The following is a 26381-nucleotide window of genomic DNA, read 5'->3' on the forward strand; positions in this document are numbered from 1 at the left end:
GCGGACGCGCCGTCGCGGGGCGGCGCGCCCCCGGGACGCGGGCCGCCGCGGGGCGAGGCGCCGCCGGGCGCGGCGGCTCGCCAGTGCCGGTCATGGCCGCTCCAGGAGGGTGAAAGGAAATGCGGTGCACCGCAAGAACGCAGCTCATCGCATCGTATGGCGTTCTTTCACCCGCCTTGACGGCACCCTGCCGGAGTGGCGATCATCACCCGGCCGCGGTCAGCCCTCTTCCTTGGCGCAGTCCGCGCCCAGGCACGGCGCGTTCTCCACCACGGGGCGGCCGCCGACCAGGATCGTGTAGTAGCTCTTCTTGGTCCGCTGCTCGCCGCTGCCGATGACCTCGACCGGCCGCTTGTCCGATGTCGTGCCGTGGCAGGACACGCGCATCTTCGTCTTCGTCCAGCCGGGCAGGTCCGCGCACTTCAGCGGGGACGCCAGCGTCACGCCGCGCTCGCGCAGCTCGGCGGCGGCGGTCACGGGCAGCGCGTTGCGCAGCGCGGCCTGCGTCTTGTACGTCAGCTCGTCGCGGCCCGACAGCAGCACGAACGCGCCGCCGCCCACCGCGACGAGGACCAGGAGGCCGGCGGAACCGATGATCAGCGCCGTCCTGCGGCCGACCTTCAGGCGGGCCGGCAGTTTGAAAGGAGGCATCTTCACGCGTGGAATCTTCACATCGGCTACGTCACCGACGGTAGGTGATCGTATGCGTGACGTGGTGGGTTTTTCCGTCCCGTATGCGGATTCCTTGCCCCGCCGGGTGGGGCGGCGTCAGGTGCCCCGGCGGTCGCAGCCGAGGCCGAGGCAGTCCTTGCGCAGGACCTCGCGCCCGTCCACCGTGACGACGTACGACTCGCGCGGACGGTCGGTGTCGGCGGCCAGGGCGATCCCGTTCACGGCGACCGGTTCGCCGGTCGTGGTCTCGGCCGTGCAGGTCACCCGCACCACCGAGTCGGTCTCGCGGCCGGGCGACTCGCACGCCGGACGGTCCCGCAGCTCGATGCCCTTGGCCTTCAGCTCGTCGACGACTCCGTCGGTGACGGCGTTGCGGTACGCGCCGTCGGAGATCCTCTGCATGACCTTGCAGCCGGACAGGGTCACGGCGAGCAGGACGGCCAGCGCGACGGCCGGGACGCGCCTCACGCCCGCTCCTCCGCGCGGTGCAGGCCCGCGACCGCGTCGGCCACCACGTCGGGACGGTCGAGCGGGACCATGTGCAGGGCGTCGGGCAGCTCGATCCGCCGGCCGTGCGGGCTCATGCGGGCGAGCCGCGCGTGCCCCTCGGACCATTCCCGCCTCTTCTCCGGCTCGCGCACGTCGCCGAGCGCGGTCACGACGGCCAGCGGGACGGGCGGGAACGGCCGCCGCTCCCGCAGCCGCGCCAGGTCGGCGGCCATCTCCCGGTACGCCAGCTCCTCGGCGATGACCGTGCCGATCACCGTCCCGCGCCCGTACACCGACCGCACCACCGAGGCCGGGACGGCCTCGTCGCGGCGGCTGGTGTGCTTGAGGACCATCCGCCGCCCGAACGGCCCGGCGACCCGCGCCAGCCGCGTCGCGCCGAGGACCGCCCCGGTCGCCGTGGCCAGGGGCGTCAGCACCCTGGCGACCCCAACGACGACCCGCGGGTTCCGCTCGTAGCTCGGATCGACCAGCACCACGCCCCCGACGAGCTCGGGACGGAGCCGGGCCAGCGCCTCCGCGGGGAAGGCGGCCATCGAGTGCGCGAGGACGACCACCGGCCGCCCCGCCCGCTCCGCCAGCGCCGCCAGGACACCGGTGTCGCGGCGCAGCGACGGCGGCGCGGCCGCCGCCGGGCTGAGCCCGAGGCCGGGACGGTCGAAGGCGGTCACCCGGTACTCGTCCCGCAGGAGCGCGACGGACGGCGTCCAGTCGAACCACGCGCCGCCCAGCCCGGACGAGAGCAGCAGCGGCGGCCCGTCCACCGGCCCCGACTCGACCAGGTGCACCTGCTCCCGGCCCACGTTCACGATCTCGCCCGCACCGCTCATCGGTACGCCCCCTCGCGTCACAGGTACGCCCCCTCGTGCGCCGCCGCCCTCCGCGCGGCCCGCGCCGCGTCCCTCCGGTCCGCGTACAGCGCCCACGCGATGGTCAGCAGCCCCAGACACAGCACGCTGATCTGGGCCCGCTGGATCACCCCGAGCCACTGTCCCAGGTACATCGCCACCAGCGTGCCGAGCGCGAGCACGGTCTCGGCGAGCGCGAGCAGCCAGCCCCAGCGGGCGAGCGCCGGCCACCATCCGTACCGGCGGGCCGCCAGGGACAGCAGCAGCAGCGCGGCCACCCCGCAGACGATCACGGCGCTGCTGGTCACCGAGTGGAACTCGTGGGAGAACGAGACGTGCTCGGACCGCTCCCGCAGCGCGCACCAGGTCTCCAGGCTCGGCGCGCAGTCCAGCGGGAAGGACGCGTCGCCGATGGCGCACACGCCGAAGAGGCCGAGGAACGTCCACCCGGCGGTGGCCAGGGGCCTGCGGGTGAGCCGGCGGAGCGTCCCGGTCGCCACCATGATCGACAGGACCCCGGTGGCGAGGTCGCCGGCGCTGTAGACGAGGTGGAACGGCTGGTCGACGGCCGACAGCTCGCTCACGTAGCCGTTGAAGAAGTCCAGCTTGGGGCTGAGCAGGTTCTCCAGCACGAACGTGGCGTAGGTGACCGCCGCGACCGCCGCGAGGGCGATCACGCGCATGGGGACGACGCCCGGTCCGTCCCGTCCGTCAGAGTCCACCCGGCCCCCTCACGCCCGCACTCCCGTGCGCCGATCGGTCATGCCCGCCCAGCCCAGTATTTATGAAGATCACGACTGCCGGTGACCGGGGCCGGTGTTCGGCGCGTATCCGCTGGCCGAGGGCTTACCGCCTGGTGAGGGAGAAGTTGACGTCCCGTAGTCGTTGTACAACCGGCAGGACGTCAACGATGATGACGAGGCATTCGTCTGAATCGTCCGTGACCTGGCTTTGTCTCCGATTTGGAGAGGGTATCAATTCGGCATATACATGTCCCAAACGGTTGAATGGGGGTGTCCTGAGCAGACCGGATCACGGTCCGTGACGACGCACCGGGGGTGCGCTTCCCGCCGGCTGTGCGTTTCCCCGCTGACAGCAAGGAGTACCAACACGTGACACTGGTGAACGACGCGGCTCCCGCGGTGGGATCCACCGGTCGCAAGTTCCGTGCCTTCACGGCCAAGCACCTGGAGGAGTTGACCGCTCGGGCGGGGTTGTCGCCCGAGCAGCGGCTGGCGACCCGGGCGGTGGCCACGGTGCTGCCGTTCAGGACCAACGCCTATGTGGTCGAGGAGCTCATCGACTGGTCGGCGGCGCCCGATGATCCGATGTACCGGCTGGTGTTCCCGCAGGAGGACATGCTGCCGGCCGAGGATGTGGCGGTGTTGTCGGATCTGTTGCGGCGCGATGCGCCCAAGGCCGAGGTGGAGGCGGCGGCGCATCGGGTGCGGATGAAGCTGAACCCGCATCCGGCCGGGCAGATGGAGCTGAACATCCCCAGCTTCGGGGACGGCAAGATCCCCGGGATGCAGCACAAGTACGACGAGACGGTGCTGTACTTTCCCAAGCAGGGGCAGACCTGTCACGCGTACTGCACCTACTGCTTCCGGTGGGCCCAGTTCGTGGGCGAGGCCGATCTGAAGATGGCCGGGGACCGGCCGGCCGCGTTGCGCGACTACCTGCTGGCGCATCCGCAGGTGACCAGTGTGCTGTTCACCGGCGGCGACGCGATGATCATGGGTGAGCCGGTGCTGCGCCGCTACATCGAGCCGCTGCTGGAGTTGGAGCAGCTGGAATCGATCCGGATCGGGACCAAGTCGCTGGCCTACTGGCCGCAGAAGTTCGTCACCGATCCCGATGCCGAGCCGATGCTGCGGTTGTTCGAGCAGGTGGTGGAGTCGGGTAAGAACCTGGCGTTCATGGCGCACTTCACCCATCCGCGGGAGTTGGAGCCGCTGATGGTGACCGAGGCGTGCCGCCGGATCCGCGACACCGGCGCGGTGATCCGGACGCAGGCGCCGCTGATCCGCACGATCAACGATGATCCGGCGGTGTGGGAGGGCATGTGGCGGACCCAGACCCGGCTGGGGCTGGTGCCGTACTACATGTTCGTCGAGCGTGACACCGGCCCGCAGGACTTCGCGGTACCGCTGGCGCGGGCGTATGAGATCTTCCGGGACGCCTACAAGAACGTCTCGGGGCTGGCGCGGACGGTGCGGGGCCCGTCGATGTCGGCCACTCCCGGCAAGGTCTGCGTGGACGGTGTGGTGGGAGGTGATGGGCCACAAGGTGTTGGCGTTGCATTTCATCCAGTGCCGCGACGCCGACCTGGTCGGCAAGCCCTTCTTCGCCCACTACGACCCCGACGCGGTCTGGCTGGACGACCTCAAACCCGCCTTCACCGACCGCTTCCCCTGGGAGAAGTAGCCGTCGCACAGGTGGCGTGTCGCCCTCCCGGGAGGGCGACACGCCACCCGCCCGTCAGCGGAGATGGCGGGCCAGGAGCAGGCAGGCGATCAGCGTGGCGGCGCCGCAGAGCACCATGACGCCGCCGGGCGCCAGGAACTCGCCGAGGGCGCCCGCCGCGCCGATCCCGGCGGCCTGGCCGGTCATCAGGCCGCTTCCGTACAGGCCGATCGCCTGCCCGCGGATCGCCTCCGGCGCCGCGTCCACGAGGCGGCGCTGCACGGCCAGCTCGTAGCCCAGCCCGACCGTCCCCGCGGCCATCAGCGCGCACGCCGCCGCCAGCCCCGGAGTGAAGGCGAACAGCAGGAGCGGCGCGCCGGTCAGCGCGGCCAGCGGCAGCGTGAGGCGCTCGCGCAGGTCCGGGCGGACCCAGCGGCCCACCACGAGGTTGCCCGCGAACATCCCGGCCGCGGCGGCCGACAGCAGCAGGCCGGCCCCGTCCGGGTCGCCCAGGCCGCCCGCGTACGGAACGGCCACGCCCTCGGAGCCGACCGACAACGAGATCGGCAGCCAGCCGGCCAGCAGGAGACCGCGCGTGGTCCGGTCGCCCAGCAGGCGCCGGTTGACCCGCCACGTGGTCCGCGCCGTCCCCGAGGACGGGGCCCGGGACGCCGCGGGGGTCTCCGGGAGGCGGAACCGCGCCAGCCCGGCGGCGACCGCGGCGCCCGCCGCCGCGAGCCACAGCGCCCCGGACGGCGTCACCAGCGACAGCAGCAGCCCGCCCGCCGCCTGCCCGGCGATCTGGGCGCCCGCGCTGGTCATCGTGAACAGCGACCGGCCGAGGACGTAGCCGTCCCCCGGCAGCAGGGCGGGCAGCCGGGCCTGGACGGCCGCGCCGCCCACCGGGGCGAACAGCCCGACCGCGACCAGCAGCGCCATGACCGCCGGCACCGGGAGCCCGCCGGCCGCCAGGACGGCCGTGACCGCGAGCCGCAGCAGGTGGTAGCCGGTGAGGAGCCGCCGGACCGGGACGCGGTCGGCGAGCGACAGCAGCAGCGCGCCGCCCACCACGTACGGGAGCATCCCGGCGGCGAACACGAGCGCCGCCGCGGCGGGCGAGCCCGTCCGCTCGAACGTCTGCACCGACAGCGCGATCGTGCGGACCGAGTCGCCGCCCACCTGGAGCGTCTGGAGGGAGAACAGGGTCCGGAACTCGGCGACGCCGAACACGTCGCGGTAGCGCGCGGAAGCGGCGGGAGGAGCGATCATGACGGCGACTCTGGGGCCGCCGCCCCCGTGCCGGACAATGTTTCGGGGAGGAGCGAAACATGTACCGCATCGAGGTGGGGCCGGGCGACCTCGCGGCCAGCCGGTTCGGGATCGCGCCCCTGATCGAGGTGCACGGCGCGCTCGGGCTGCTCGCCGGCCGGATGCCCGTCGGGCCGCTCGGCCCGTGGGTGGAGCGCACCCGCCCCGCGTACCGGCGCATCGCCGGCGACCCGGCGATACGCGCGCTGGCCTTCCTGCGCCGCCCGCACGGGTACATGGCCGACTTCGTCGTCCCGCCGCCCGCCCGGCCGAACCTGACCGTCCCCGACCAGCTCGCGGTCGTGCGGGCGACGCCGCTCGACCAGGCGCGCCGGGAGATCCCCCGCAACCTCACGGGCCTGCCGGAACCGGACGCCGCCGTCCGGGACGTGCTGGACGCCCCCGACGTGGTCGACCGCCTCGCGACCGGGCTGGAGACCGCCTGGCGCGTCCTGCTGGAGCCCGACTGGCCGGTGCTGCGGTCGATCCTCGAACGCGACATCGTGCACCGCGCCGGGCGCCTGGCGGCCTACGGCTGGGCGGAGGCGCTGGACGGCCTGTCCCGGCAGGTGCGGTGGCGGGACGGGGTCATCGAGGCGGACATCCGCGCCGACGCCACCTTCCGCCTCGGCGGCGCCGGGCTGACGTTCGTGCCCGTGATCTTCTCTGACCTGGGCGCCGCGCTCGAACAGGACTGGCCTTACACGCTCATGTACCGCGCCAGGGGAGTGGCGGCGCTCTGGGAGACCCGTCCGCCGCACGACTCCGACGCGCTCGCGAAGCTGGTGGGGCGCACCCGCGCCGACCTGCTCCGCCTCCTCGCCGACCCGGCGACGACCACCTGGCTGAGCGCGCGGCTGCGGATGAGCCTCGGCGGGATCGGCGACCACCTCGCGGTGCTGCGCGCGGCCGGGCTCGTCACGCGGGAGCGCAGCGGCCGGTCCGTCCTCTACCGGCGGACCGCCATCGGCGACGTCCTCGCCGGAACGCCCCCGGAGACGCCGGAGGCCGCCCCGGCGCTCCGGGACGGCCTCTGAAACGGTCGGCGGCTCAGGTGCCGTACACGGGGACGATCGTGGCGCGGGCCAGAGTGTGGGCGGTGATGTTGAAGCCCACGACCGCCGGGGACGTGTCGGAGTCCAGGCCCAGCGACTCCACGTCCAGCGCGTGCACGGTGAACACGTAGCGGTGCGGGTCGCCGGGCGGAGGCGCGGCGCCGCCGAACGCCTTGGTCCCGTAGTCGGTGCGGGCGTGCACGCCGATCTTCGAGTCCGCGGTGCCGGCGCCGGTGGGCAGCTCGGTCACCGTCGCGGGGATGTCGAAGAGCGACCAGTGCCAGAAGCCGCTGCCGGTCGGCGCGTCCGGGTCGAAGCAGGTCACCGCGAAGCTCTTGGTCTCGGCGGGGAAGCCCGACCAGCTCAGGTGCGGGGACTCGTTGCCGCCGCTGAAACCCCAGTCATCGAACACATGCGTGTCAGGGAGCCGCTCGCCGTCGGCGATGTCGTCGCTGGTGACGGTGAACGACGGGACCTCGGGCAGGTACTCGTGCGGAAGCGGCGGCTTGCCGGGCATGGCGACCTCCTACATCAGATCTTCGTGTCCCTCCATCTCTATCAGGGCCCCCTAGGTCTTGACGGCTCCCATGGTGAAGCCGGTGACGAAGCGGTCCAGGAACAGGTTGAACAGGAACGCGATCGGCACCGCCGTGATCACGGTGGACGCCTGGAGCGACTGCCAGAAGAACACGTCCCCGCGGACCAGCTGGGTGGGCACGCCGGTGCTGACCACCATCTCCGGACTCGCCGACACGAACGCCAGCGCGTACACGAACTCGCTGGACGTGAGCGTGAAGCTGAACACGACGACCGCCACGATGCCGGGGAACACCAGCGGCAGGACGGTCCGCAGGAACGCGCCGAGGCGGCTGTAGCCGTCCACCATCGCCTGCTCCTCGACGTCCTTCGGGACGGCCTTGAGGAACCCGATCAGCAGCCACACCGACACCGGGACCGTGATCGTCGGATACACGACGATCATCGACCAGAGCGTGTCCTCCAGGTGCAGCGCCACCACCACGCGGGTCAGCGACAGGAACAGCAGCGACGGCGGCACCAGGTAGACCATGAAGATCGCGATGCCCATCGGCGTTCCCCACGGCCGGTCCAGGCGCGCCAGCGAGTACGCGGCCGGCAGGGCGAGCAGCAGCGTGATCGCCACCACCGCCGCGCCGACGATCAGCGTGTTCACCACGAACGTCAGGAACGGCGTGTCGGAGAACAGGAACGTCACGTGGTCGGGCGTCGCGGGCTCGTTGAAGTAGAACGGGTTGCTCTCGGGGTCGTAGAGGTCCTGGTTCATCTTGAACGCGCTGACCACGCTCCACAGGAACGGCAGCGCGCACACCAGCGCCGCCAGGAACGCCGCCGTGTAGACGCCGGCCCGGGCCGCCGCGTGCCGCCGCGCGTACTTGCGCCGAAGCGCGGCCGTCTCCCGCGCGGTGGTGGTCGCCGCCGTCTCGCTGCGTTCCGTCATCCGATCACCTTGTGGGGGGCGACCCCCCACACCCCCCGGCGACCGCCGCCGGATGCCCTCACTCCGCTCGCTGCGCTTGCTGCGTTCCGTCATCCGGCCTCCAGCCTTCGGACCGCGCGCAGGATCGCGACCGCGCCCGCGAGCAGCAGCGGGAACAGGAACAGCGCGATCGCCGCGCCCTGCCCGACGTCGCCGCCCTCGATGCCGCGGAAGTACGCCCACGACGCGAGGACGTCCGTCGAGTGCGTCGGCCCGCCCCGGGTCAGCACGTACGGGACGGTCATGTCGGTGAACGTCATGATCGCGCCGAACAGCCCGGCGACCGCGATCACCGGCAGCGTCAGCGGGATCGTCACCTCGAACATCCGCCGCCAGAACCCGGCGCCGTCGATCCGCGCCGCCTCGTCGATGTCGCGCGGGATCGCCACCAGCCCGGCCATCACGATCACCGCGGCCAGCGGCGTCAGCCGCCATGTCTGCACCGCGATCACCGACGCCATCGCCGTGCCCGGACGGCCCAGCCACACGACGTTCGCGTCGATCAGCCCGAGATGGCGCAGCACCCAGTCGACCGGCGAGTAGATCGAGTCGAGGAACCACAGCCACGAGATCGTCGACAGCGCCACCGGCGTCGTCCACGGCAGCAGCACCAGGAACCGGACGAACCACTTGCCGCGGAAGTCGGCGACCAGGATGTTGGCGAGGATCTTCCCGAACACGACGATCAGCACCATGCTGACCAGCGTGAAGACCAGCGTGTTCCGCAGCGACCGCCAGAACACCCCGTCCGCGAAGATCTCGTCGAAGTTGCGGACCCCGACGAAGTCGAAGGACGGGTCGCCGGTCGTCACGTCCGAGAACGCGAACGCGATCGCCAGCAGGAACGGGACGCCGACCAGCGCGATGATGTAGACGACCGACGGCAGCAGCATCACCCACGCGAGGAACCCCTCGCGGTCGGCGAGCCCCGCCCTGGCCCGCGCCTCGGGCACCGCCGCGGCGGCGGGCTTCGGACCCGTCCGCGCGTGGGTCATGGCGCGTCCCCCAGCGGCACCGCCGCCGTCCGGGCGCCCGACCCGGCGTCGAAGAACCGCAGCCGCTCCGAGGGCACCGCGAACTCGTGCGTCTCCCCGGACTCCAGCGGCGTCGCCACGGTGGCGGGCAGCCGCGCGATGACGCGGGTCTCCTCGCCGACGCCGGTGACCGTCCCGTACACGTGCCGGTCGCCCGACAGGTACTCCATCCGCTCGACCCGCAGCGGCATCGCCAGCCGCGACTCCGCCGGCACGTTCTCGGCGGGCAGCAGATGCTCGGGGCGGAACCCCACCAGCACGTCGTCGCGCCGGACCAGGTTCATCGGCGGCGACCCGATGAACGTCGCGACGAACGTGTCGGACGGGTCGTCGTACACCTCCTGCGGCGTCCCGACCTGCCGGACGCGGCCGTGCTCCAGCACCGCGATCCGGTCGCCGAGCCCCATCGCCTCCGCCTGGTCGTGGGTGACGTAGATGGTGGTCGTCCCGACCCGCTCCTGGAAGCGCTTCAGCTCGTCCCGCGCGGTCGCGCGCATCTTCGCGTCGAGGTTGGACAGCGGCTCGTCCAGCAGGAACACCGCCGGATCCCGGACGAGCGCCCGCGCGAGCGCCACCCGCTGCCGCTCCCCGCCCGACAGCTGGCGCGGCTTGCGGCGCAGCAGCGGCTCGATCTCCAGCAGCTCCGCGGCCCACCGCGCCTTCTTGTCCCGCTCGTCCCGCGCCATGCCCTCCGCCCGCAGCGGGAAGACGATGTTGTCGAGCACCGACTTGTGCGGGTACAGCGCGTACGACTGGAACACCATCGCGATCTGCCGGACCCGCGGCGGAAGCCCGTTCACCACGTTCCCGTCGATCAGCACGTCGCCTTCCGTGGGCTGCTCCAGGCCGGCGATGGTGCGCAGCAGCGTCGTCTTCCCGCACCCGGACGGCCCGAGCAGCACCAGGTACTCCCCGGGCTCGGCCGCGAGGTCCACGCCGTCCAGCGCGCGCACCGCCGCGCCCCGCGCGCGGTCCGGCCGCCGGCGCCGCGCGCGCACATGCCCGTCGAAGGTCTTGACCAGCCCCTTGACCTCAACCGTCTTCACTTGGGGTCAGCCGCCCACGAGGCCGCGGCCGCGCCAGTTCTTGAAGATCGCGTTGACGCGGTCCTCCGCCTCCGCGACGGCCTGCCGCGGGGACGCCTGGCCGCGGGCGGCGCGGCCGAACATCGTCGGCAGCACGTTGGTGTTGAAGATCTCCCCGATCGCCGGGTTGGACGGTCCCGGATAGCCGATGTTCGCGCTCCACGACGTCGCCGTCTTCATCAGGGCCAGCTTGTTCGCCGGCTTCGCACCCCACGGGTCGTCGTCGAGCCAGCCGTTCAGCTGCGGGACGATCGACGGCCAGCCCGGCAGGTCGTACATCTCCGAGTGGTACGTCACCGCGGGGAAGTTCGCCGTGTAGTGCAGCAGGAACTCCTTCGCCGCGTCCGGGTTGGCCGCGTACTTCGGGACGATCCACTGCTGGATCACGTGCTGCGCCGCCATCGCCGCCTTCGGCCCGCGCAAGGCGGGCACGAAGAAGATGTCGTCGCCGATCGTCCGGTTGGTGCCCATCGCGGTCCGCCACGCGGAGATCGAGTTCAGGATGTAGGACGACTTCCCGGCGATCAGCGCCTGGTTGTTCGACGCGGGCGTCCAGGAGAAGACCTCGCTGGTCTCGGCCTCCTTGAACAGGCGCGCCATGAACTCGACGGCCTCGACGGTCGCGTCCGAGTTGAGGACGACCCGCTCGTTCTCGTCCTGGACGGACCCGCCGTAGGACCACAGCAGCGCCCGCGCCGCCATGTTCGAGTCGGTCTCCGGGGACAGCCCGATCCCGCACGGCACCCCGGTCTGCTTCTTGATCTCCGCGGCGCCGCGGAGCAGGTCGTCCCAGCTCGCCGGCCCGTTCGGCATGCCCACCTTCTGCCACATGGACTTGCGGTAGTCGCCGGGGTCGGGCGACCAGCCGGGGCAGTACGCGTAGAACCGCCGGGTGTTCGGGTTGTAGCTGGACTTGCGGCACAGCTCCAGCTGCTTGCCCCACCGCTTGGTGGCCTCCTGGACGACGTCGGTCATGTCCAGGACGGACGGCTCGTACTGCGAGAACGGCGCGATGTGCTGGATGAGGTCGTGCCCGCGGCCCGCCTGGATCTCCGACGCCGCCCGCCGGGGGACGTCCACGGTGTTGATGTGGTCGACCCGGACCTCGACACCGACCTTCTTGCCCCAGTCGGCGAGGAACGTGTCGAACCACTTGTCGTGCCGGGGGACGAAGTGGCTCCACATCAGGATGCTGAGCGAGCCGCTCAGCTTCTTCGCGGGGGCGGTGAACACCTCCTTCGGCACGTCCCCGGAGTTCTTCGCCTGCGGACCGCTCTTCTCGCTGGCGCACCCCGCCAGCAGGCCGTACGCGCCCGCCGTGAGGGCCGTGGAGGAGAGGAAGCCGCGTCTGCTCACTCCGGCGGAGGCGGATCGGAGGGTGTCGGGGATCGTCCCCTCTCGGGGCGTTCTGAGCCGGTCGGACATGGGAGCTCTCCCTCACCGATGAAGGTCTCCCTCTGACGGTAAGTCCGCCGGGACGCTTCATCGAGAGACGATCCGGTAACTCTGCGCCACTACAGTGACGCAGGCCACACGAGCCCCTCGCGTATCAGACTGCCGGGCGGTCGCCCTACTTACCGGTGGCTTCGATGTAGGCGGCGATGACCTCTTCGGGGTCGCCGTCCATGTGCATCCGGCCCTCGTCGATCCAGATGACGCGGTCGCACATCTCCTTGACCGTGTCGAGCTGGTGCGCGACGAGGAAGACCGCCCCCGCCTCCTTGCGCAGCTCCTCGATCCGGCGCTTGCTCTTGACCTTGAACTTGGCGTCGCCGGTGGCGAGGGCCTCGTCGATCAGCAGCACGTCGTGGGTCTTGGCGGCGGCGATCGCGAACCGGAGCCGCGCCCCCATGCCGGACGAGTACGTCCGCATGGGGTACTGGATGAACCCCTCCTTCAGCCCGGCGAAGGCGACGATCTCCTTGTACTTGGCCTTCGTCTCGGCCGGGGACATCCCCATGGCCAGGCAGCCGAGGACGATGTTGCGCTCGCCGGTGAGGTCCTTCATCAGGGCCGCGTTCACGCCCAGCAGGGACGGCTGCCCGTCGGTGTAGACGCCGCCCCGGTGCGGCGGCAGCAGCCCGGCGATGGCCTTCAGCAGCGTCGACTTGCCGGAGCCGTTCGTGCCGATGATCCCGATGGCCTCGCCCCGGTACGCGACGAAGGACAGCCCCTTGATCGCGTGCACCTCGGTCATCGAGGGGCGGTGCTGGCGCCGCAGGATGCGGGAGAACGCCGACGCGGCGTTGCCCTTGCCGCCCGCGCCGAACACCCGGTAGACGATGTGCAGGTCGTCCACGACGACGATCGGCTCCCGGGTCGGGTCGAGCTCGAGCGTCCCGCGCACCTTCGTGTCAGCCACGGCCGTATCGCTCCTCGGCACGGTAGAAGTACATGAATCCGCCGACCAGCATCACCAGGGCCCAGACGACGGCGTAGAGCCACAGTTGCGCGGTCTCGTGGATCCGCAGGTCACCGGTGACGTAGTCGCGGTACTCGCCGAGGAGCACGTGCCGGCTCAGCTCGACGTACACATAGGCGGGGTTGGCCTTCATCAGCTCGCCGAGCCAGGGGTACTCGGCCAGCTTGTGGCCGGACTGCAGCATCGACGGCAGGCTGAAGATGACGCCGGACGCGTAGAGCCACGTCCGCATGATGAACGGGAGCAGCTGGGTGATGTCGCGGTTGAACGCGCCCAGCCGGGCCATCACCATGCTGATGCCCACGTTGAACATCAGCTGGAGCGTCACGACCGGGACGAACAGCAGCATGTTGAAGTCGAGCGGCTCGCCGAACGCGAAGACGATCGCGAACAGCACGACGAGGGCCATCAGGAGCTGCTGGAGCTCGACGACCGCGATCGCCAGCGGCAGCGTGGCGCGCGGGAAGTGCAGCGCCCGGATGAGCGACAGGTTGTCGCCGACCGACTTCGCCCCGGCCGTCACGGACCGCTGCGTGAACCCGAACAGGAAGACGCCCGTCACCAGGAACGGGATGAAGTCCGGGACGCCGCGGCTGGTGCCGAGCAGCAGGCCGAAGATCAGGTAGTAGACCGCCGCGTTCAGCAGCGGCGTCAGCAGCTGCCACACCTGACCCAGCCGGGAGTCGGTGTACATCGAGATGTTCTTCGCGGAGGCGAACGCCCAGATGAAGTTCCGGCGAGCCCACACAGACTGGATGTACTTGCGCAGCGGGGGGCGCGCAGCGCTCTGCCTCAGCCCGTGCCGTGCGGCGTAGTCGGCCAGCGTCTCGTTCACGTGAGGAAGCTCCGCGATCGTTCCGACCGACTCGCCACCCGGGGAACCGAGCCGTTCCGGGTGACTCATGCCGCGAAGCCTATTGCAGTCGGTGAGTCGAGAGTGACGTTCGCCCGCATGTGACCCCCGATTTGAGATCTTTACGGAATCATGTCGGCGTCCCTGGGGATACCCCCGCCATGCGCGTCAACCACTCACGGCGCAGTGCCGTGCCGTCACGTTCCGTGTTCTCGTTCGTCCGGCGGCCGGCGCCGGAACCCCGGCGGGGCCTGGCGCGCGTCCGGCTGCTGCGCAGGCTCGGGCGGGTCGACCGGTGGGCGTTCGACCGGGTGGCGGCGTCCCGGCTGCGCGGCCTGGAGTACGTGCTGCCGCGGCTGTCGCGGTGCGCCGACCACGGGGTGCTGTGGTTCGGGACGGCCGGGGCGCTCGGGCTCGCGGGGCGGCCGCGGCTGCGGCGGGCGGCGCTGCGCGGCTCCATCGCGATCGCGGTGGCCAGCCCGGCCGTGAACATCCTGGGCAAGCAGGCGTTCCGCCGGAAGCGCCCGGTCGTGGACCTGGTGCCGCCGATCCGGATCCGGTGGAAGCTGCCGACCTCGCACGCCTTCCCGTCCGGCCACTCGGCGTCCGCCGCGGCGTTCGCGACCGGGGTGGCGCTGGAGGCGCCGCGGGCGGTGACCGTCCCGGTCGCGGCGACGGCCGCGGCGGTGGCCTTCGCCCGCGTCTACACCGGCGCGCACTACCCGGGCGACGTGCTGGCCGGGCTGGGGATCGGCGCGCTCGCGGCGGTCGGCACGCGCGTGGTCTGGCCCGCGCACCCGCCGGCGGCGCGGGTGGCGACGGCCGAGGACGAGCGGGCCGAGGTCACCCGCGACGGGCGCGGCCTGGTCGTGGTGGTCAACCCCGGGTCGGGTCCCGCCGGGGACGCCGGCGCCGGGATCCTGCCGAAACGCGGGGAGGTCGCGGTCGCGCTGATCGAGCACGAGCTGCCCGCGGCGGAGATCGTCCGGCTGGAGCCGGGGGAGGACGTCGACAAGGCGTTCGCGGAGGCCGTCGAGCGGGCCGCCGCCCTGGCCGCCGTCGGCGGGGACGGGACGGTGAACGCCGCCGCGCGGGCCGCGGTGCGGCACGGCGTCCCGCTGCTGGTCGTCCCGGTCGGGACGTTCGACCACTTCGCCCGCGCGCTCGGCGTGGAGTCCGCCGCGCAGGCGATCGCGGCCTACCGGAGCGGCGAGGTCGGCAGGGTCGATGTCTCCTACGTCGTACCGGTGGCGGCGAGGCGGGGACGCGACGAGGAGCGGCTGTTCCTGAACACGGCGAGCTTCGGCGCCTACGCCGAGCTGGTCGACCGGCGCGAGCGGCTGGAGCGGCGGATCGGCAAGTGGCCGGCGCTCGCGGCCGCCGCCGTCCGCACGCTGCGGCGCTCCGAGCCGGTCGAGCTGATGGTGGACGGCCGGCGCCGGCGCGTCTGGCTGGGGTTCGTCGGCAACGGCGTCTTCGGCTCGCACGGCGCCGCGCCCACCTGGCGCGGGCGGCTCGACGACGGTCGGCTGGACGTCCGGATGATCACCACCGGCCGACGGGTGCCCCGCGCCCGCGCGATGGCCGCCGTCCTCGCCGGGCACCTGCACATCACGCCGGGCTACCACGCGTGGCGGACGACCGGCCTGGAGGTCATCGCGATGGACGGCGCGCTGCGGCTGGCCCGGGACGGCGAGGTGTCGTCGATGCCCGGCACGGTGCGGTTCGGCAAGCACGCCGCCGCGCTGACGGTGTTCCGCCCCGCCGCCCGCTGAACGCACGGTACGTAGCAGCCGAAAACCGACGATTCGCTGGACGGCGTCCGGGTAGGGGAGGGGCGCCCGCGAAGGAGGGAACCGCACGATGACAAGCCGCGAGCTGGGGATCCCGCCCGGTGACCTCGACGACGACGACCTGTTCCGTGAGCTCGGCCACCTGTACGAGACGAGGCTCGACGCACTCCGGCACGCCGCCGACCAGGCCTACGGCGAGCACACCCGCCGCATGAACGAGCTGGAGGCCGAGTACCTGCGGCGCCGGCCCGGCCGGGAGATCGACCCCGAGCGGCTCCGGGAGGGGGCCCGCGCCCGCTGAGGCAACCTCCGGCCCCCGGGTTCCCCGGGAGTTCGTCTGTGTCCGGTAAACACTCGGGCGTAGTTCGGGGAAGGCCGCCACCCGCCATGGAGGATCACCCTGGGGGATCCTCGGGGGGTGTGAGCTGTGGGGCGGACCCGGCCTGGCCTGAACCGGCTGAGTCATGGAGGACGGGCGGACCGGCGGAGCCAGCCGCCGTTACGGGAGTGCGCCCGGCGGTGGTGGCCGATCGTGGCGGGGGCCCTCGCGACGACGGGGCTGCTGCTGCTCGCGTACCTGGAGTTCCCGAGGGAGCACGGCGCGGCCGCGCTCGCCGTCCCCGGCCGGGCCGCCCGCGCCGGCCCCGGCAAGGTCGCTCCCGACGCGGCGGCGCCGGAACAGCCGATGAGCACCTACACCACGCAGTTCACGTCGGGCGAGCCGCGCGTCCGCAACATCGAGCTCGCGGCCCGGAGGCTGGACGGCCACATCGTCGAGCCGGGAGAGACGTTCTCGTTCAACGACGTCGTGGGCCCGCGCACCAGGAGCCGCGGATACGTGCCCGCGCCGGCCATCATCGGGGCGCGCCTCGTGAACGACGTGGGCGGCGGCATATGCCAGGTCTCCACGACGCTGTTCAACGCCGTGTTCCAGGCCGGGCTGGACATCCGGAAGGCGCGTGCGCACACCATGTGGATGCCGGAGTACCCGGAGGGGAGGGAGGCCGCGGTCTCCTATCCCGGGCTCGACTTCACCTGGAAGAACGACACCGGCTCGCCCGTGCGCATCCAGGTCACCTACACCGGCTCGTCACTGACCGTGAACCTGTGGGGCGACCGCAGGTACGAGGTCACGTCGCGCAGCTCGGAGCGGTACGGGTTCACGCCGCACGGGACGGGCGCCGGGAACGGGCGCCGGTGCGTCCCGATGACGGGGCGGAAGGGCTTCGAGATCGACGTGTGGCGGACGCTGCTCGCGGAAGGGCGCAAGGTCCGCCGGGAGAAGTTCCACACCGAGTACAGTCCCCAGCCCGAGGTGACGTGCCGCTGACCCCGGTACGGGCCCCGGAACGCCGGGTGGAAGGGTGAAGGGCATGGGAACGTTCGAGCTGGGCCCGGACGCCGGGCGGCTGCTCGTCCGGACGGGCCGCAGCGGGCTCGGCCGGCGGGCGGGCCACGACCTGACCATCGAGGCGACCCGCTGGTCGGCATCGGTCGAGGCCCGCGAGCCGCTGGACGCCCCGTCCCCCGAGGTGTCGATCGAGGTGACCGTCGAGGTGGACGGGCTGGAGGTGCGGGAGGGCGCCGGGGGCGTGAAGCCGCTGAGCGACCAGGACCGCGCCGAGATCAAGAAGAACCTGCGGAAGGTGCTGGACGTCCGGCGGCACCCGCGGATCCGGTTCGTGTCGACGGGCGCGGGCGGGGACGCCGTCGAGGGCGATCTCACGATCATGGGGCGGACGAAGCCGGTGCGGGTCCGGGCCGTCAAGGAGGGCGACCGGGTGCGCGGCGGCGCCACCGTGACGCAGAGCCGCTGGGGCATCACGCCGTACTCGGCCTTCTTCGGCGCCCTCCGCCTCGCCGACGACGTGGAGATCGAGTTCGACCTCCGCCTGCCCGCGTAGCGTCCCCCTGAAGATCAACATGCACTAGGGTGCGTGATCGTCGCATTCCGGACAGTCGATCTTCAGGGGGACGGGATGAGCGCACTCAGCAGGAGGGACTTCGGCAAGGCGGCGGGGCTGGCGGCGGCGCCGGCGCTGCTCGCGGGTTGCTCCTTCGGCTCGGCCAGGACGGCGGGCGCGGTCGCGGCGGCCCGCTCGTGGCGGGTGACCGGCAAGGCCCTCTCCGGTCTCGGCGGCTTCGACTCGACGCTCAAGGCCTTCATGCAGGAGCGGAACATCCCGTGCGGGCAGCTCGCCGTCGTCCGCAAGGGGAAGCTCGTCCTGTCGCGCGGCTACACCTACGCCGGCGACGACGCGCTCACGACCCAGCCGACGTCGCCCTTCCGCATCGCCAGCATCTCCAAGCCGGTGACGGCGACGGCCGTGCTGAGGCTCGTCCAGGACGGCGAGCTGAAGCTCACCGACCGGGCGGCGACGCTGCTCGGGCTGTCCACGTCCGCCGATCCGCGGCTGAAGGACGTCACGGTGCTGCGGCTGCTCCAGCACCTCGGCGGCTGGAACCGCGACGTCACGCCCGACCCGATGTTCCAGGACGCGAAGATCGCGGCGGCGCTCGGCGTCCCGCTGCCCGTGTCGCAGGCGAACATCATGAAGTACGTGTCGGCGGGCAGGCTCGACCACGAGCCCGGGACGGCGTACGCGTACTCCAACTACGGGTTCCTCCTGCTCGGCCGGATCATCGAGAAGGTCACCGGGAAGAAGTACGAGGACTACGTCCGGCAGACCGTGCTGGCACCGCGCAAGATCACGCGGATGCGCCTCGGCAAGACGCTCACCAAGGCGCCCGGTGAGGTGCCGTACCACTCCGGCTACACCGGGGCCACCGTGTTCGACAACAGCGGCACGAAGGTTCCCTACCCGTACGGCGCCTTCAACCTGGAGAACATGGACTCGCACGGCGGCTGGCTGGCGACCGCCATGGACCTGACCCGGTTCGCCGGCATCTACGACGGCGGGACGTCCGTGCTGACGTCGGCGTCCATCAAGCGCGCGTTCGCCAAGCCGGAGACCGGCGTCAACGACGACGGCTGGTACTACGGGTGCGGATGGCAGGTGCGTCCCGTCACCGGCGGCACGAACACCTGGCACAACGGAAGCCTGCCCGGCACGTACACGTTCCTGGTCCGCCGGTATGACGGCCTGTCGTGGGCGGTCCTGTTCGACCAGCGGCAGGAAGGCGACGCGCCGAGCTACAGCGCCATCGACTCGCTGCTCCACAAGGCCGCGAACGCGGTGAAGACCTGGCCGACGGGCGACCTGACCTCTACCTACTTCTAGCGCTTCTGGCGCGGGCTGCGCGCCCGTACTGGTCGTCGAGGCTGCGCGGGAACGGCAGCATCCGGTGCCGTTCCCACCACGGTGCGTACTGGCGGACGGCGTTGAAACCGGCCGCGGTGACGATCCGTTCGACGTTCGGGCCCGGCGGGCAGGCGGGGTAGGCGTCCAGGTACGCGACGTCCGGCGGCAGGCCGTCCGGTTTGCGGGGCGACACCAGGGTCATCGGCGGACGCACCCGCTCGGCCGACGCCATGTCCCGCGCGTAGGCGACGAGTTCGAGCGTCTCCGCGTCGGGGCCGCTGTGCACGATGAGCCATCCGTCGACGTCCACCGGCTGCGACGGGGGATCGATGAGCGTCAGCGGCAGGACCTCGTCCGAGATCTCGCGAAGGTAGGCGACGTGCGCCTCGTCGAGTTCCTCCAGGACGAACGTGCGGTCGAAGCGGGGCGGCTCAGCGGGGAGCAGCGGCCGGTAGGCGTCCCAGCGCAGCAGCCGCGCCAGGTGCGTCGTCCGCACGCCGGGCGGGACGGTCAGCTCGCCTTTCAGCCCGGCCGGGAACGCGTCCACGATCAGCTCGTCCGGTGCCAGGGCCGCGAGGTCGGCGGTCTCCACGACACGCAGGCCGCCCGTGACGCGGGGATCGTCCGCGAACGGCGACCCGGTGACGACGGTGACCGGCGTGTCGAGGCGCAGCGTGTGCAGAACGGACCGCAGGCGCGTCAGATGCCCCAGCCCGTCCCCCGCCGCGTAGCAGACGATCACCGGACCGCGTCGAGGACGGCCAGGTAGCCGGCGGTCTCGGCGGCCGGGGTGAAGTCGCGGCGGATCCGTTCCGCGCCCGCCGCGCCGAGCTTCGCCAGCTCCGCGCCGCCCGCCCGCGCGGCCCGGTCGATCGCGGCCCGGCAGGCGTGCGCGTCGCCGGCCGCGAAGGTGAAGCCGATCTCGTCGTCCGCCACGTCCGCGAGCCCGCCCGCGTCCGACGCGATCAGCGGCACGCCGAGCGCCGCCGCCTCCAGCGCCACGTTCGGCATCCCGTCGTAGAACGACGGCAGCGCGACCAGGTCGCAGCTCGCGTACACGGCCGGGAGGGCGTAGCGCTCCAGGAACGGCAGGAACGAGTGCGCGACGTCCTCCCGCCCGGCCAGCCACTCCCTCACCGACTCCTCGACCTCGCCGACGAGCAGCAGATGGAACGCCCCGGCGTGGCCCGAGGCCGCCAGGGCGTCCAGGAAGAAGCCCACGCCCTTCTTCACCTTGAGCTGGCCGATGAGCCCGATCGTCCGGCGTCCGGGCTCGACGTTCTCGACCCGCCAGGCCCGGCCCTGCTCCCGCTCGGACGGCAGGATCCGCCACTGCGCGGTGTCGACGCCGTTCGCGACGAACGCGACCTCCGCGCCCGGGGCCAGCGCCGACACCAGCGGCGCGTGCGACCGGGCGACGACGCAGACGCGCGACGAGGCGCGCAGCGCGTCCGCGAGCACGCCGCGCCGCCGCATCGAGAAGACGCCGACGTCGATGTCGTTACCGCGCAGCAGCGTGACCAGCGGCGCGCCCAGCAGCGCCGACAGGACGGGCGCGGCGAGCATCGCGTACACGCCGCCGAACGCGACGACATGGCTGTAGCCAGTGAGGTTCTCCGCGGTGATGGTCGTCCACAGGCGGCGCAGCGCGTGCTCGGCGTCGTCCCCGAGCGGCGCGGTCAGCAGCCGCCCGCCCTGCTCCCGGCGCACGCCCCACGGACGCGACCGCCGGGTCAGGTGCGCGACGTCGACCTCGGCGCCCGCCGCGCGCAGCCCGCGCACGATCCGGTCGCACGACTGCGCCATGCCGCCCTGGCTCGGCGGGTAGTGCTCGGTGATCCACAGGACGCGCGGCATCAGCTGTCCACGAAGCCGGTGTCGTCGTCCGGCCCCCAGTCACCGCCGTAGGAGTAGTCGTCGCCGGGGTTGAACGTCCCGCGGTCGTACTCGTCGAAGGTCGAGTACCAGTACGTGTCGTTGTAGGTCTGCGAGCTTCTCCGGTAGTACCGGCGCCGGCGGGGGCCCACCCAGGCCGGGTGGTGCGGGTCGTCCGTCTGGTACCCCTGCGCGACACCGCATTCGGGGCACAGCCCGCCTGGCCCGGCGTGGGCGGCGCAGACCGGCCGCCCGCACTGCGGGCACGACGCGACCGCGGCCTGGCCGCAGCGTCCGAGCACGAAGAACCCGGTGGTCACGGTGCAGCGGGTCACTTGGCCCTCCTCGCGGTCGCGCCGGGCGGCGTCCACCGGAACGGTTCGGTCGAGACGTCCAGGATGCGGTTGACGATGGCGCGCTCCTCCAGCGGACCCTGGAACTTCGCGTTCGCGCGGATCACCATCCGGTTCCCCTGCTTGACCTGCACCTTGAGCCAGGGCGGCGGGGGCGTCCCGGGCCGCTGGGCGGGCGCGTCCTTCGCCAGCCGCCGGGTGACCCGTACCAGGTGCACCGTCTTCGTCTTGAACTTGAGCTTGACCTTCCCGCGCGGGTTCCGCTTGTTGTACTTGCGCTTGCGGACCCGGTCGGTGAGCACGAGTTCGAGGACGCTGCCGTCGCGCAGTTCCGCCCGCATCCGCAGCCACGGGTCGAACGCGTACCACTGCCGCAACTTGGAGATCGGCGGTCTGGAGGGCAGTTGCTGCTGCGGCCCGTTCTTCTCCGGGACGTTCGTTCCGCGCATGTCCAGCGCCACCGACAGCACGCCGTCCGGCGGCATGTCCGCCGTGAGGACGCGCAGCATCGGCACGAAGACGCCCGGGACCTGCCCGGTCAGCCGCCACTTGCGGCGCCTGACGACGGTGCCGTGCTGGGCGAGACTCTGGATCACCGGCTCCCAGTCGTCGCGCCGCAGCGAGACCGTGAAGCCCTTCTCCAAGGTCAGCGCCTTGTGGAGGGGATGGAACCGCGCGATGGCGGCCTTCTGCTTACGCCAGAACATGACGAACCACCTATCGGACCCGTGCGATGGTGCGGTAGACGCCGGCCAGCCGGGCGCGCGACCGCGCCCAGGTCAGGTTCTCCTCGATGTGCCGCCGGCCGGCCCGCCCCATCGCGGCGGCCTCGTCCGGGTACTCCAGCAGGATCCGGACGGCGCGGGCCAGCTCGGCGGGACGGTCGGCCGGGACCAGCCGCCCGTGCACCCCGTCCGCCATCAGCTCCCGGACGGCCGGCAGGTCCGAGGCGACGACCGGCACGCCCGCCGCCATGGACTCGATCACCTTCAGCGGCGCGCAGCCCTGGTCCAGGTTGCGGGCGCAGCCGGTCAGCGGCGCCAGCGACGCCTCGGCGTGCGCGAGCCACGCCGCCACCTCGTGGTGCGGCAGCGCGAACCGCCAGACGATCCGGCCGTCCACCCCGAGCCGCTCCGCCAGCCGCCGCACCGGCTTCGCCCGCCGCTCCGGGACCGACGAGCAGACCACCAGCCGCAGATCGTCGAGGTCGGCGAGCCGCGCGAACGCGCGCATCAGCACGTCCAGGCCCTGCCAGGGCTGCAGCGCGCCCACGTACACCAGGTAGCGGGACGGCGCGCCCGCCGGCCGCGCCGTCTCGCCGGGGATCTCGGCGCCGTTCGGGACGAGGTGGATCCGGTCCTCGGGGACGTCGCGCGCCCGCACGGCGTCGCCGATCACCCGGGACGGCACCACGACCGCGTCGCTGCGCTCCAGGCAGTGCCGCTCCAGCTCGCGGATCTTGCCGAGCGTCGCCGGCGCCGCCCACGGCCACGTGTGGCCCATCTCGATGGACGGCAGCCCGTTGACCTCGTAGACGACGCGGTGGCGGCGGCCGTCGGCGACCGCGGGCAGCGCGCTCCACGGGTCGCGGACGTGGCAGACCTCCAGCGTGTCCCAGTGCGGTGCGAGGTGCGCGGCCACCCAGGCGGAGAACGCCTCGGCCCGGTCGATGAGGTTCGGGACCTGCTCGTCGAACCGGGCGATCTCCCGCGTCCCCTCCCGCTGGTAGCGGGGCAGGTCGCCGCCGCCGATCGCGGCGAGCAGCCCGCCGCCGTACTGCGCGAACAGCTCGCCGGCCATCTGCGCGATGTGGACCGCCGACCCCTTGCTGGACGGGAACCGGTCGAACGCGACGTACGCCGCCCTGTGCGTCATCCGACCCCGGCCCTCTCTGGAACGGTCCGGCGGCCGCGCTGCCAGGCGATCTGCTCCGCGAGCCCCTCGGCCAGGCCGGTCGTGGCCGTCCAGCCGAGCAGTTCCTCGGCGCGGGTCGTGTCGGCCCAGGTCCGCGCGGCGTCCCCGGCCACCGGTGTCTCCCGGCGGATCTCCGTCCGGACGCCCAGGGTCCGCGTGAGCAGCGCGATCGCGTCCCGCACCGCCACGTGCTCGCGGTGCCCGACGTTGACGGCGATGCCGGGCGGCAGGTCCGCGGCCGCCGCCGCGAGCGTCGCCGCGACCACGTCCCGGACGTGCGTGAAGCTCCGCGAGCCGCGGCCGTCGCCGAACACGGGCAGCGGGCGCCCGTCCAGCGCGGCCTCCACGAACCGGTGGAACGCCATGTCGGGCCGCTGCCGGGGACCGTAGACGGAGAAGTACCGGAGCAGAACGGTGCGCAGCCCGCCGCTCGCGGCCTGCCCCGCCAGCCGCTCCACCTCGACCTTGCTGGCCGCGTACGGGCTCGCCGGGTTCAGCGGGTCGTCCTCCCGGTTCGGCCGCGTCCCCGCCGTCCCGTACACCGACGAGCTGGACGCGACGACGACCCTCGGCCGCAGCCCGGCCGGTCTCCGCAGGCAGGCCTCAAGCAGCCGCCGCGTGGCGCGGACGTTGTCGCGCTCGGCGACCGCCCGGCCCGGCCCCCACGAGTCGCGCACTCCGGGGCGTCCGGCCAGGTGGACCACCACGTCCGCGGCGGCGACGCCGTCGAGCGCGTCCACCGCGAGGTCGATCTCGGCGGCGACCACGCCCGGCCCGGCGGCGACCTGCGCCCACGTCCGCCGCGCGACCTCCGGGGCGAGCGACCGCTCGGGCGCGTCCACGGCGAGCACCTCGTGCCCCGCCCCCGACAGCGCCTCGGCCACATGGCTCCCGATGAACCCCGCCGCACCAGTAACGACCACCCGCACGCGAGGCACTTTATCCGCACTTTCCTCACCGTGAACAGGGCTTTACTCCCAGTTCGGCCGGGTCGGCGGTGTCGTGGCGGTCAGCCGCCGGCCATGGCGCCCACCACCATGAACGGCTCGGTCCCCTTCACCACCGGCTCGGGCAGCGGGGTCGCGGGAGGGTCGTGGGACAGGTCCTCCTGGCAGGCGTAGAAGCGGACGAAGGCGCGGCGGCGGCCGGTGGCGCGGTCGCGGATCGTCCCGCGCAGCACCGGATGGCGGGCCTCCAGCGCGTCCAGCACCGCGGCCAGCGTGACCGGGCCGGGGACGTCCAGCTCCACCTCGCCCTGGACGCCGGCGAGGACCCGCAGATGCGCGGGCAGCACGACGCGGATCATGGCACGGCCTGGACCTCGACCGACAGCACGGCCGGGAGGTCGCGGACGATCGGCGCCCAGGAGTCCCCGGCGTCGGCCGACACGTACACCTGCCCGCCCGTCGTGCCGACGTAGACGCCGCACGAGTCGAGCGGGTCGACGGCCATCGCGTCCCGCAGGACGTTCACGTAGCAGTCCCGCTGCGGCAGGCCGTCCGTCAGCGGCTCCCACTCGTTCCCGCCTACGCGGCTGCGGTAGACGCGCAGCCGGCCCTCGGGCGGGTAGTGCTCGGAGTCGCTCTTGATCGGCACAACGTAGACGGTGTCCGGCTCGTGCGCGTGGACCGCGATCGGGAACCCGAAGTCGCTCGGCAGGTCGCCGCTGATCTCGTGCCACGTCCCGCCCGCGTCGTCGCTGCGCATGACATCCCAGTGCTTCTGCATGAACAGCACCTCGGGACGCGCCGGGTGCATCGCGATGCGGTGCACGCAGTGGCCTACCTCGGCGTCGGGGTCGGGGATGCCCTCCGAGCGCAGGCCGCGGTTGACGGCCTGCCACGTCCCGCCCGCGTCGTCGGTGCGGAAGACGCCCGCCGCGGAGATCGCGGCGTACATCCGCGCGGTGTCGGACGGGTCGCGCACGATCGTGTGCAGGCACATGCCGCCGGCGCCCGGCGCCCAGGACGGCCCGGACCGGTGCTCCCGCAGGCCCGGCAGCTCCCGCCAGGACGCGCCGCCGTCGTCCGAGCGGAACAGGGCGGCGTCCTCGACCCCGGCGAAGACCGTGTCCGGGTCGGCCGCCGACGGTTCGAGGTGCCAGACCCGCTTGAACTCCCAGGGCCTCGGCGTGCCGTCGTACCACTGGTGGGTGCCGGGCTCGCCCTCGTAGGCGAACTCGTTGCCCACCGGCCGCCAGGTGGCGCCGCCGTCGTCCGACCGCTGGATCAGCTGGCCGAACCATCCCGTGGACTGCGACGCGTACAGCCGCGACGGGTCGGCCGGAGACCCCGCCACGTGGTAGATCTCCCAGCCGCCGAAGTGCGGCCCGCTGACCTCCCAGTCCTTGCGCGCCCCGTCCGCGGTGAGGATGAACGCGCCTTTCCGCGTACCTACGAGGACCCGTACTCCAGTCATGGCTGCTCCCTCCATTGGGCGTCCGGCATGACTTCGCCACAGATACCGACCACCGCGCCCCGAAGAACTCATCGCCGCGCTGAACTTCACTGCGGGATACCGCCGATCAGGTCACGCGCGCCCTTGCGCAACAGGTCGCCCGCCACGTAGGCGCCGAGATCCTCGCCCTTGTCCGGCGCCGACCACTCCTGCGAGTGCACGAACGTGGACCCGTCACGGGTGAACACCATCCCGCGCAAGGTCAATTGCCCGTCCCTCTCCAGCCGGGCATGTCCCGCGATCGGGCTGTTGCAGTGCCCTTGGAGCCCATGCAGCATCGTGCGTTCCGCGCTCACGCACCGCCGTGTGTCGCCGTCGTCCAGCAACCGCACCAGTTCCACGATGTCGGTATCGGTGCGTCGGCAGTCCACGGCCAGGACACCGGCCCCCACGGCCGGGACGATGTCGAGCGCCTCGCCCGCCCGGTCGATCCCGAGCCGCGCCAGGCTCGCCCGCGCCAGCACGATCGCGTCGAACTCCTCGCCCGCGTCCAGTCGCCCGAGTCGTGAGTTGACGTTGCCGCGCAGGTACTCCACCCGCAGATCGGGCCGGATCCGCCCGAGTTGCGCACGCCGCCGCACGGCCGACGTCCCCACCCGCGCGCCCGGTGCGAGCTCGGCCATGCGCTGCACCTTGCTCGCCATCGGAAAGAGCATCACGTCGGCCGTGTCATCGCGTTCGACGTAGGCGGCGAACACCAGGCCGTCCGGGCGCGGCACATCGCCGGGGACGTCCTTGAGGCAGTGCACCGAGACGTCCACGTGGCCTGTCAGCAGCGCCCGGTCGATCTCCCGCATGAACGCGCCCTTGCCGCCCAGATCACCCAGGTGACCCCGGTGCCGGTCCCCGGCCGTCTGGATGCCGACGACTTCGACCCGGACGCCCGCCCGCTCCTCCAGACGCGCCGCGACACCGCGCGCCTGCACCATCGCCAGCGGGGATGTACGCGTGCCCAGCCGCAGCGCGCCGCCCCTCCCCGACCATGAGAACACCGGTTCCACCGCACTCGCCCCGGTCGGA

The 26381-nt window shown here is 72.4% G+C and carries 27 protein-coding genes and 1 pseudogene; 7 read left to right on the forward strand and 21 right to left on the reverse strand.

Annotated features, from left to right (window positions below):
* Window positions 1-219 precede the first annotated feature (219 nt).
* The 4 genes from K8Z49_RS36360 to K8Z49_RS36375 all read right to left on the reverse strand — a co-directional run bounded on the left by K8Z49_RS36360 (window position 220) and on the right by K8Z49_RS36375 (window position 2749).
* Entirely contained in the window at window positions 220-651 is a 432-nt protein-coding gene (locus K8Z49_RS36360; protein WP_063747786.1) for a hypothetical protein, read from the reverse strand.
* Window positions 652-768: 117 nt separating this feature from the next.
* Window positions 769-1140 (reverse strand): hypothetical protein, encoded by a 372-nt coding sequence (locus tag K8Z49_RS36365; RefSeq protein WP_021600153.1) that lies wholly within the window; start codon window positions 1138-1140, stop codon window positions 769-771.
* Window positions 1137-2009, reverse strand: coding sequence for an alpha/beta fold hydrolase (locus K8Z49_RS36370; RefSeq protein WP_111832203.1), 873 nt, complete (start codon window positions 2007-2009; stop codon window positions 1137-1139). The genes K8Z49_RS36365 and K8Z49_RS36370 overlap by 4 nt, the downstream gene beginning before the upstream one ends.
* A 17-nt stretch (window positions 2010-2026) precedes the next feature.
* Complete coding sequence (locus K8Z49_RS36375) at window positions 2027-2749, reverse strand: DUF998 domain-containing protein (protein WP_143118837.1); 723 nt, start codon at window positions 2747-2749, stop codon at window positions 2027-2029.
* Window positions 2750-3139: 390 nt separating this feature from the next.
* Here K8Z49_RS36375 and K8Z49_RS36380 point away from each other — a divergent pair.
* Window positions 3140-4454: pseudogene (locus K8Z49_RS36380) on the forward strand (KamA family radical SAM protein).
* A 54-nt stretch (window positions 4455-4508) separates the two neighbouring features.
* Here K8Z49_RS36380 and K8Z49_RS36385 read toward each other — a convergent pair.
* The gene (locus K8Z49_RS36385) at window positions 4509-5702 is read right to left on the reverse strand and encodes an MFS transporter (RefSeq protein ID WP_075023506.1); all 1194 of its coding nucleotides are present in this window, start codon (window positions 5700-5702) and stop codon (window positions 4509-4511) included.
* Between the two features lie 59 nt (window positions 5703-5761).
* On the opposite strand from K8Z49_RS36385, the gene K8Z49_RS36390 reads away from it, so the two are divergent.
* A complete protein-coding gene (locus K8Z49_RS36390; RefSeq protein ID WP_412516292.1) occupies window positions 5762-6778 on the forward strand; it encodes an ArsR/SmtB family transcription factor in 1017 nt (338 codons plus the stop codon).
* A 13-nt stretch (window positions 6779-6791) separates the two neighbouring features.
* On the opposite strand, the gene K8Z49_RS36395 is transcribed toward K8Z49_RS36390, so the two are convergent.
* From K8Z49_RS36395 to K8Z49_RS36425, 7 genes are all read right to left on the reverse strand, one after another.
* Window positions 6792-7313, reverse strand: a complete 522-nt coding sequence (locus K8Z49_RS36395) for a YbhB/YbcL family Raf kinase inhibitor-like protein (protein WP_075023508.1) — start codon at window positions 7311-7313, stop codon at window positions 6792-6794.
* 51 nt (window positions 7314-7364) lie between these two features.
* Window positions 7365-8273 (reverse strand): carbohydrate ABC transporter permease, encoded by a 909-nt coding sequence (locus K8Z49_RS36400; protein WP_412516293.1) that lies wholly within the window; start codon window positions 8271-8273, stop codon window positions 7365-7367.
* Between the two features lie 89 nt (window positions 8274-8362).
* A complete protein-coding gene (locus K8Z49_RS36405; protein ID WP_021598575.1) occupies window positions 8363-9307 on the reverse strand; it encodes a carbohydrate ABC transporter permease in 945 nt (314 codons plus the stop codon).
* Complete coding sequence (locus K8Z49_RS36410; protein ID WP_021598576.1) at window positions 9304-10392, reverse strand: ABC transporter ATP-binding protein; 1089 nt, start codon at window positions 10390-10392, stop codon at window positions 9304-9306. The genes K8Z49_RS36405 and K8Z49_RS36410 overlap by 4 nt, the downstream gene beginning before the upstream one ends.
* 6 nt (window positions 10393-10398) lie before the next feature.
* A complete protein-coding gene (locus K8Z49_RS36415; RefSeq protein ID WP_024936393.1) occupies window positions 10399-11856 on the reverse strand; it encodes an ABC transporter substrate-binding protein in 1458 nt (485 codons plus the stop codon).
* A 145-nt stretch (window positions 11857-12001) separates the two neighbouring features.
* A complete protein-coding gene (locus K8Z49_RS36420) occupies window positions 12002-12793 on the reverse strand; it encodes an ABC transporter ATP-binding protein (protein ID WP_021598578.1) in 792 nt (263 codons plus the stop codon).
* The gene (locus K8Z49_RS36425) at window positions 12786-13757 is read right to left on the reverse strand and encodes an ABC transporter permease (RefSeq protein ID WP_024936392.1); all 972 of its coding nucleotides are present in this window, start codon (window positions 13755-13757) and stop codon (window positions 12786-12788) included. Before K8Z49_RS36425 ends, K8Z49_RS36420 begins: the two co-directional genes overlap by 8 nt.
* Before the next feature lie 140 nt (window positions 13758-13897).
* Between K8Z49_RS36425 and K8Z49_RS36430 the strand changes: the two genes are divergently transcribed.
* The 5 genes from K8Z49_RS36430 to K8Z49_RS36450 all read left to right on the forward strand — a co-directional run bounded on the left by K8Z49_RS36430 (window position 13898) and on the right by K8Z49_RS36450 (window position 18741).
* Window positions 13898-15481 (forward strand): bifunctional phosphatase PAP2/diacylglycerol kinase family protein, encoded by a 1584-nt coding sequence (locus tag K8Z49_RS36430; protein ID WP_235206558.1) that lies wholly within the window; start codon window positions 13898-13900, stop codon window positions 15479-15481.
* A gap of 88 nt (window positions 15482-15569) precedes the next feature.
* Entirely contained in the window at window positions 15570-15800 is a 231-nt protein-coding gene (locus K8Z49_RS36435) for a DUF6158 family protein (protein WP_021599746.1), read from the forward strand.
* A 231-nt stretch (window positions 15801-16031) separates the two neighbouring features.
* Window positions 16032-16829 carry a VanW family protein gene (locus K8Z49_RS36440; protein ID WP_021599747.1) on the forward strand — a complete coding sequence of 266 codons (798 nt, stop codon included), beginning with the start codon at window positions 16032-16034 and terminating at the stop codon, window positions 16827-16829.
* Between the two features lie 43 nt (window positions 16830-16872).
* Entirely contained in the window at window positions 16873-17403 is a 531-nt protein-coding gene (locus tag K8Z49_RS36445) for a YceI family protein (protein ID WP_412516294.1), read from the forward strand.
* Window positions 17404-17478: 75 nt separating this feature from the next.
* Entirely contained in the window at window positions 17479-18741 is a 1263-nt protein-coding gene (locus tag K8Z49_RS36450; RefSeq protein WP_412516295.1) for a serine hydrolase domain-containing protein, read from the forward strand.
* Here K8Z49_RS36450 and K8Z49_RS36455 read toward each other — a convergent pair.
* The 9 genes from K8Z49_RS36455 to hemC form a co-directional block, all read right to left on the reverse strand.
* Complete coding sequence (locus K8Z49_RS36455) at window positions 18728-19504, reverse strand: hypothetical protein (RefSeq protein ID WP_412516296.1); 777 nt, start codon at window positions 19502-19504, stop codon at window positions 18728-18730. The genes K8Z49_RS36450 and K8Z49_RS36455 overlap by 14 nt on opposite strands.
* A complete protein-coding gene (locus K8Z49_RS36460; RefSeq protein ID WP_021595420.1) occupies window positions 19501-20619 on the reverse strand; it encodes a glycosyltransferase family 4 protein in 1119 nt (372 codons plus the stop codon). Before K8Z49_RS36460 ends, K8Z49_RS36455 begins: the two co-directional genes overlap by 4 nt.
* Window positions 20619-20972 carry a hypothetical protein gene (locus K8Z49_RS36465; RefSeq protein ID WP_033333783.1) on the reverse strand — a complete coding sequence of 118 codons (354 nt, stop codon included), beginning with the start codon at window positions 20970-20972 and terminating at the stop codon, window positions 20619-20621. Before K8Z49_RS36465 ends, K8Z49_RS36460 begins: the two co-directional genes overlap by 1 nt.
* On the reverse strand, window positions 20969-21697 hold the full coding sequence (locus K8Z49_RS36470; RefSeq protein WP_075023514.1) for a hypothetical protein: 729 nt from the start codon (window positions 21695-21697) through the stop codon (window positions 20969-20971). Before K8Z49_RS36470 ends, K8Z49_RS36465 begins: the two co-directional genes overlap by 4 nt.
* Window positions 21698-21707: 10 nt before the next feature.
* Entirely contained in the window at window positions 21708-22865 is a 1158-nt protein-coding gene (locus tag K8Z49_RS36475; protein WP_075023515.1) for a glycosyltransferase family 4 protein, read from the reverse strand.
* Complete coding sequence (locus tag K8Z49_RS36480) at window positions 22862-23833, reverse strand: NAD-dependent epimerase/dehydratase family protein (RefSeq protein WP_244938730.1); 972 nt, start codon at window positions 23831-23833, stop codon at window positions 22862-22864. The genes K8Z49_RS36475 and K8Z49_RS36480 overlap by 4 nt, the downstream gene beginning before the upstream one ends.
* An 80-nt stretch (window positions 23834-23913) precedes the next feature.
* On the reverse strand, window positions 23914-24210 hold the full coding sequence (locus K8Z49_RS36485; RefSeq protein WP_021595415.1) for a MoaD/ThiS family protein: 297 nt from the start codon (window positions 24208-24210) through the stop codon (window positions 23914-23916).
* The gene (locus K8Z49_RS36490) at window positions 24207-25322 is read right to left on the reverse strand and encodes a WD40/YVTN/BNR-like repeat-containing protein (RefSeq protein ID WP_021595414.1); all 1116 of its coding nucleotides are present in this window, start codon (window positions 25320-25322) and stop codon (window positions 24207-24209) included. Before K8Z49_RS36490 ends, K8Z49_RS36485 begins: the two co-directional genes overlap by 4 nt.
* An 86-nt stretch (window positions 25323-25408) precedes the next feature.
* Entirely contained in the window at window positions 25409-26362 is a 954-nt protein-coding gene (hemC, locus tag K8Z49_RS36495; protein WP_412516297.1) for a hydroxymethylbilane synthase, read from the reverse strand.
* Window positions 26363-26381: the final 19 nt, after the last annotated feature.

It is taken from the genome of Actinomadura madurae, assembly GCF_047130825.1.
GTDB classification, from domain to species: Bacteria; Actinomycetota; Actinomycetes; order Streptosporangiales; family Streptosporangiaceae; genus Spirillospora; species Spirillospora madurae.

What these genes read in the sequence shown, in the direction of transcription:
- K8Z49_RS36360 (WP_063747786.1), bottom strand. Translation starts at nt 651, where the DNA reads ATGCCTCCTTTCAAACTGCCGGCCCGCCTGAAGGTCGGCCGCAGGACG.
- K8Z49_RS36370 (WP_111832203.1), bottom strand. Translation starts at nt 2,009, where the DNA reads ATGAGCGGTGCGGGCGAGATCGTGAACGTGGGCCGGGAGCAGGTGCAC.
- K8Z49_RS36385 (WP_075023506.1), bottom strand. Translation starts at nt 5,702, where the DNA reads ATGATCGCTCCTCCCGCCGCTTCCGCGCGCTACCGCGACGTGTTCGGC.
- K8Z49_RS36390 (WP_412516292.1), top strand. Translation starts at nt 5,762, where the DNA reads ATGTACCGCATCGAGGTGGGGCCGGGCGACCTCGCGGCCAGCCGGTTC.
- K8Z49_RS36395 (WP_075023508.1), bottom strand. Translation starts at nt 7,313, where the DNA reads ATGCCCGGCAAGCCGCCGCTTCCGCACGAGTACCTGCCCGAGGTCCCG.
- K8Z49_RS36400 (WP_412516293.1), bottom strand. Translation starts at nt 8,273, where the DNA reads ATGACGGAACGCAGCGAGACGGCGGCGACCACCACCGCGCGGGAGACG.
- K8Z49_RS36405 (WP_021598575.1), bottom strand. Translation starts at nt 9,307, where the DNA reads ATGACCCACGCGCGGACGGGTCCGAAGCCCGCCGCCGCGGCGGTGCCC.
- K8Z49_RS36415 (WP_024936393.1), bottom strand. Translation starts at nt 11,856, where the DNA reads ATGTCCGACCGGCTCAGAACGCCCCGAGAGGGGACGATCCCCGACACC.
- K8Z49_RS36425 (WP_024936392.1), bottom strand. Translation starts at nt 13,757, where the DNA reads ATGAGTCACCCGGAACGGCTCGGTTCCCCGGGTGGCGAGTCGGTCGGA.
- K8Z49_RS36435 (WP_021599746.1), top strand. Translation starts at nt 15,570, where the DNA reads ATGACAAGCCGCGAGCTGGGGATCCCGCCCGGTGACCTCGACGACGAC.
- K8Z49_RS36445 (WP_412516294.1), top strand. Translation starts at nt 16,873, where the DNA reads ATGGGAACGTTCGAGCTGGGCCCGGACGCCGGGCGGCTGCTCGTCCGG.
- K8Z49_RS36450 (WP_412516295.1), top strand. Translation starts at nt 17,479, where the DNA reads ATGAGCGCACTCAGCAGGAGGGACTTCGGCAAGGCGGCGGGGCTGGCG.
- K8Z49_RS36460 (WP_021595420.1), bottom strand. Translation starts at nt 20,619, where the DNA reads ATGCCGCGCGTCCTGTGGATCACCGAGCACTACCCGCCGAGCCAGGGC.
- K8Z49_RS36470 (WP_075023514.1), bottom strand. Translation starts at nt 21,697, where the DNA reads ATGTTCTGGCGTAAGCAGAAGGCCGCCATCGCGCGGTTCCATCCCCTC.
- K8Z49_RS36475 (WP_075023515.1), bottom strand. Translation starts at nt 22,865, where the DNA reads ATGACGCACAGGGCGGCGTACGTCGCGTTCGACCGGTTCCCGTCCAGC.
- K8Z49_RS36485 (WP_021595415.1), bottom strand. Translation starts at nt 24,210, where the DNA reads ATGATCCGCGTCGTGCTGCCCGCGCATCTGCGGGTCCTCGCCGGCGTC.
- K8Z49_RS36490 (WP_021595414.1), bottom strand. Translation starts at nt 25,322, where the DNA reads ATGACTGGAGTACGGGTCCTCGTAGGTACGCGGAAAGGCGCGTTCATC.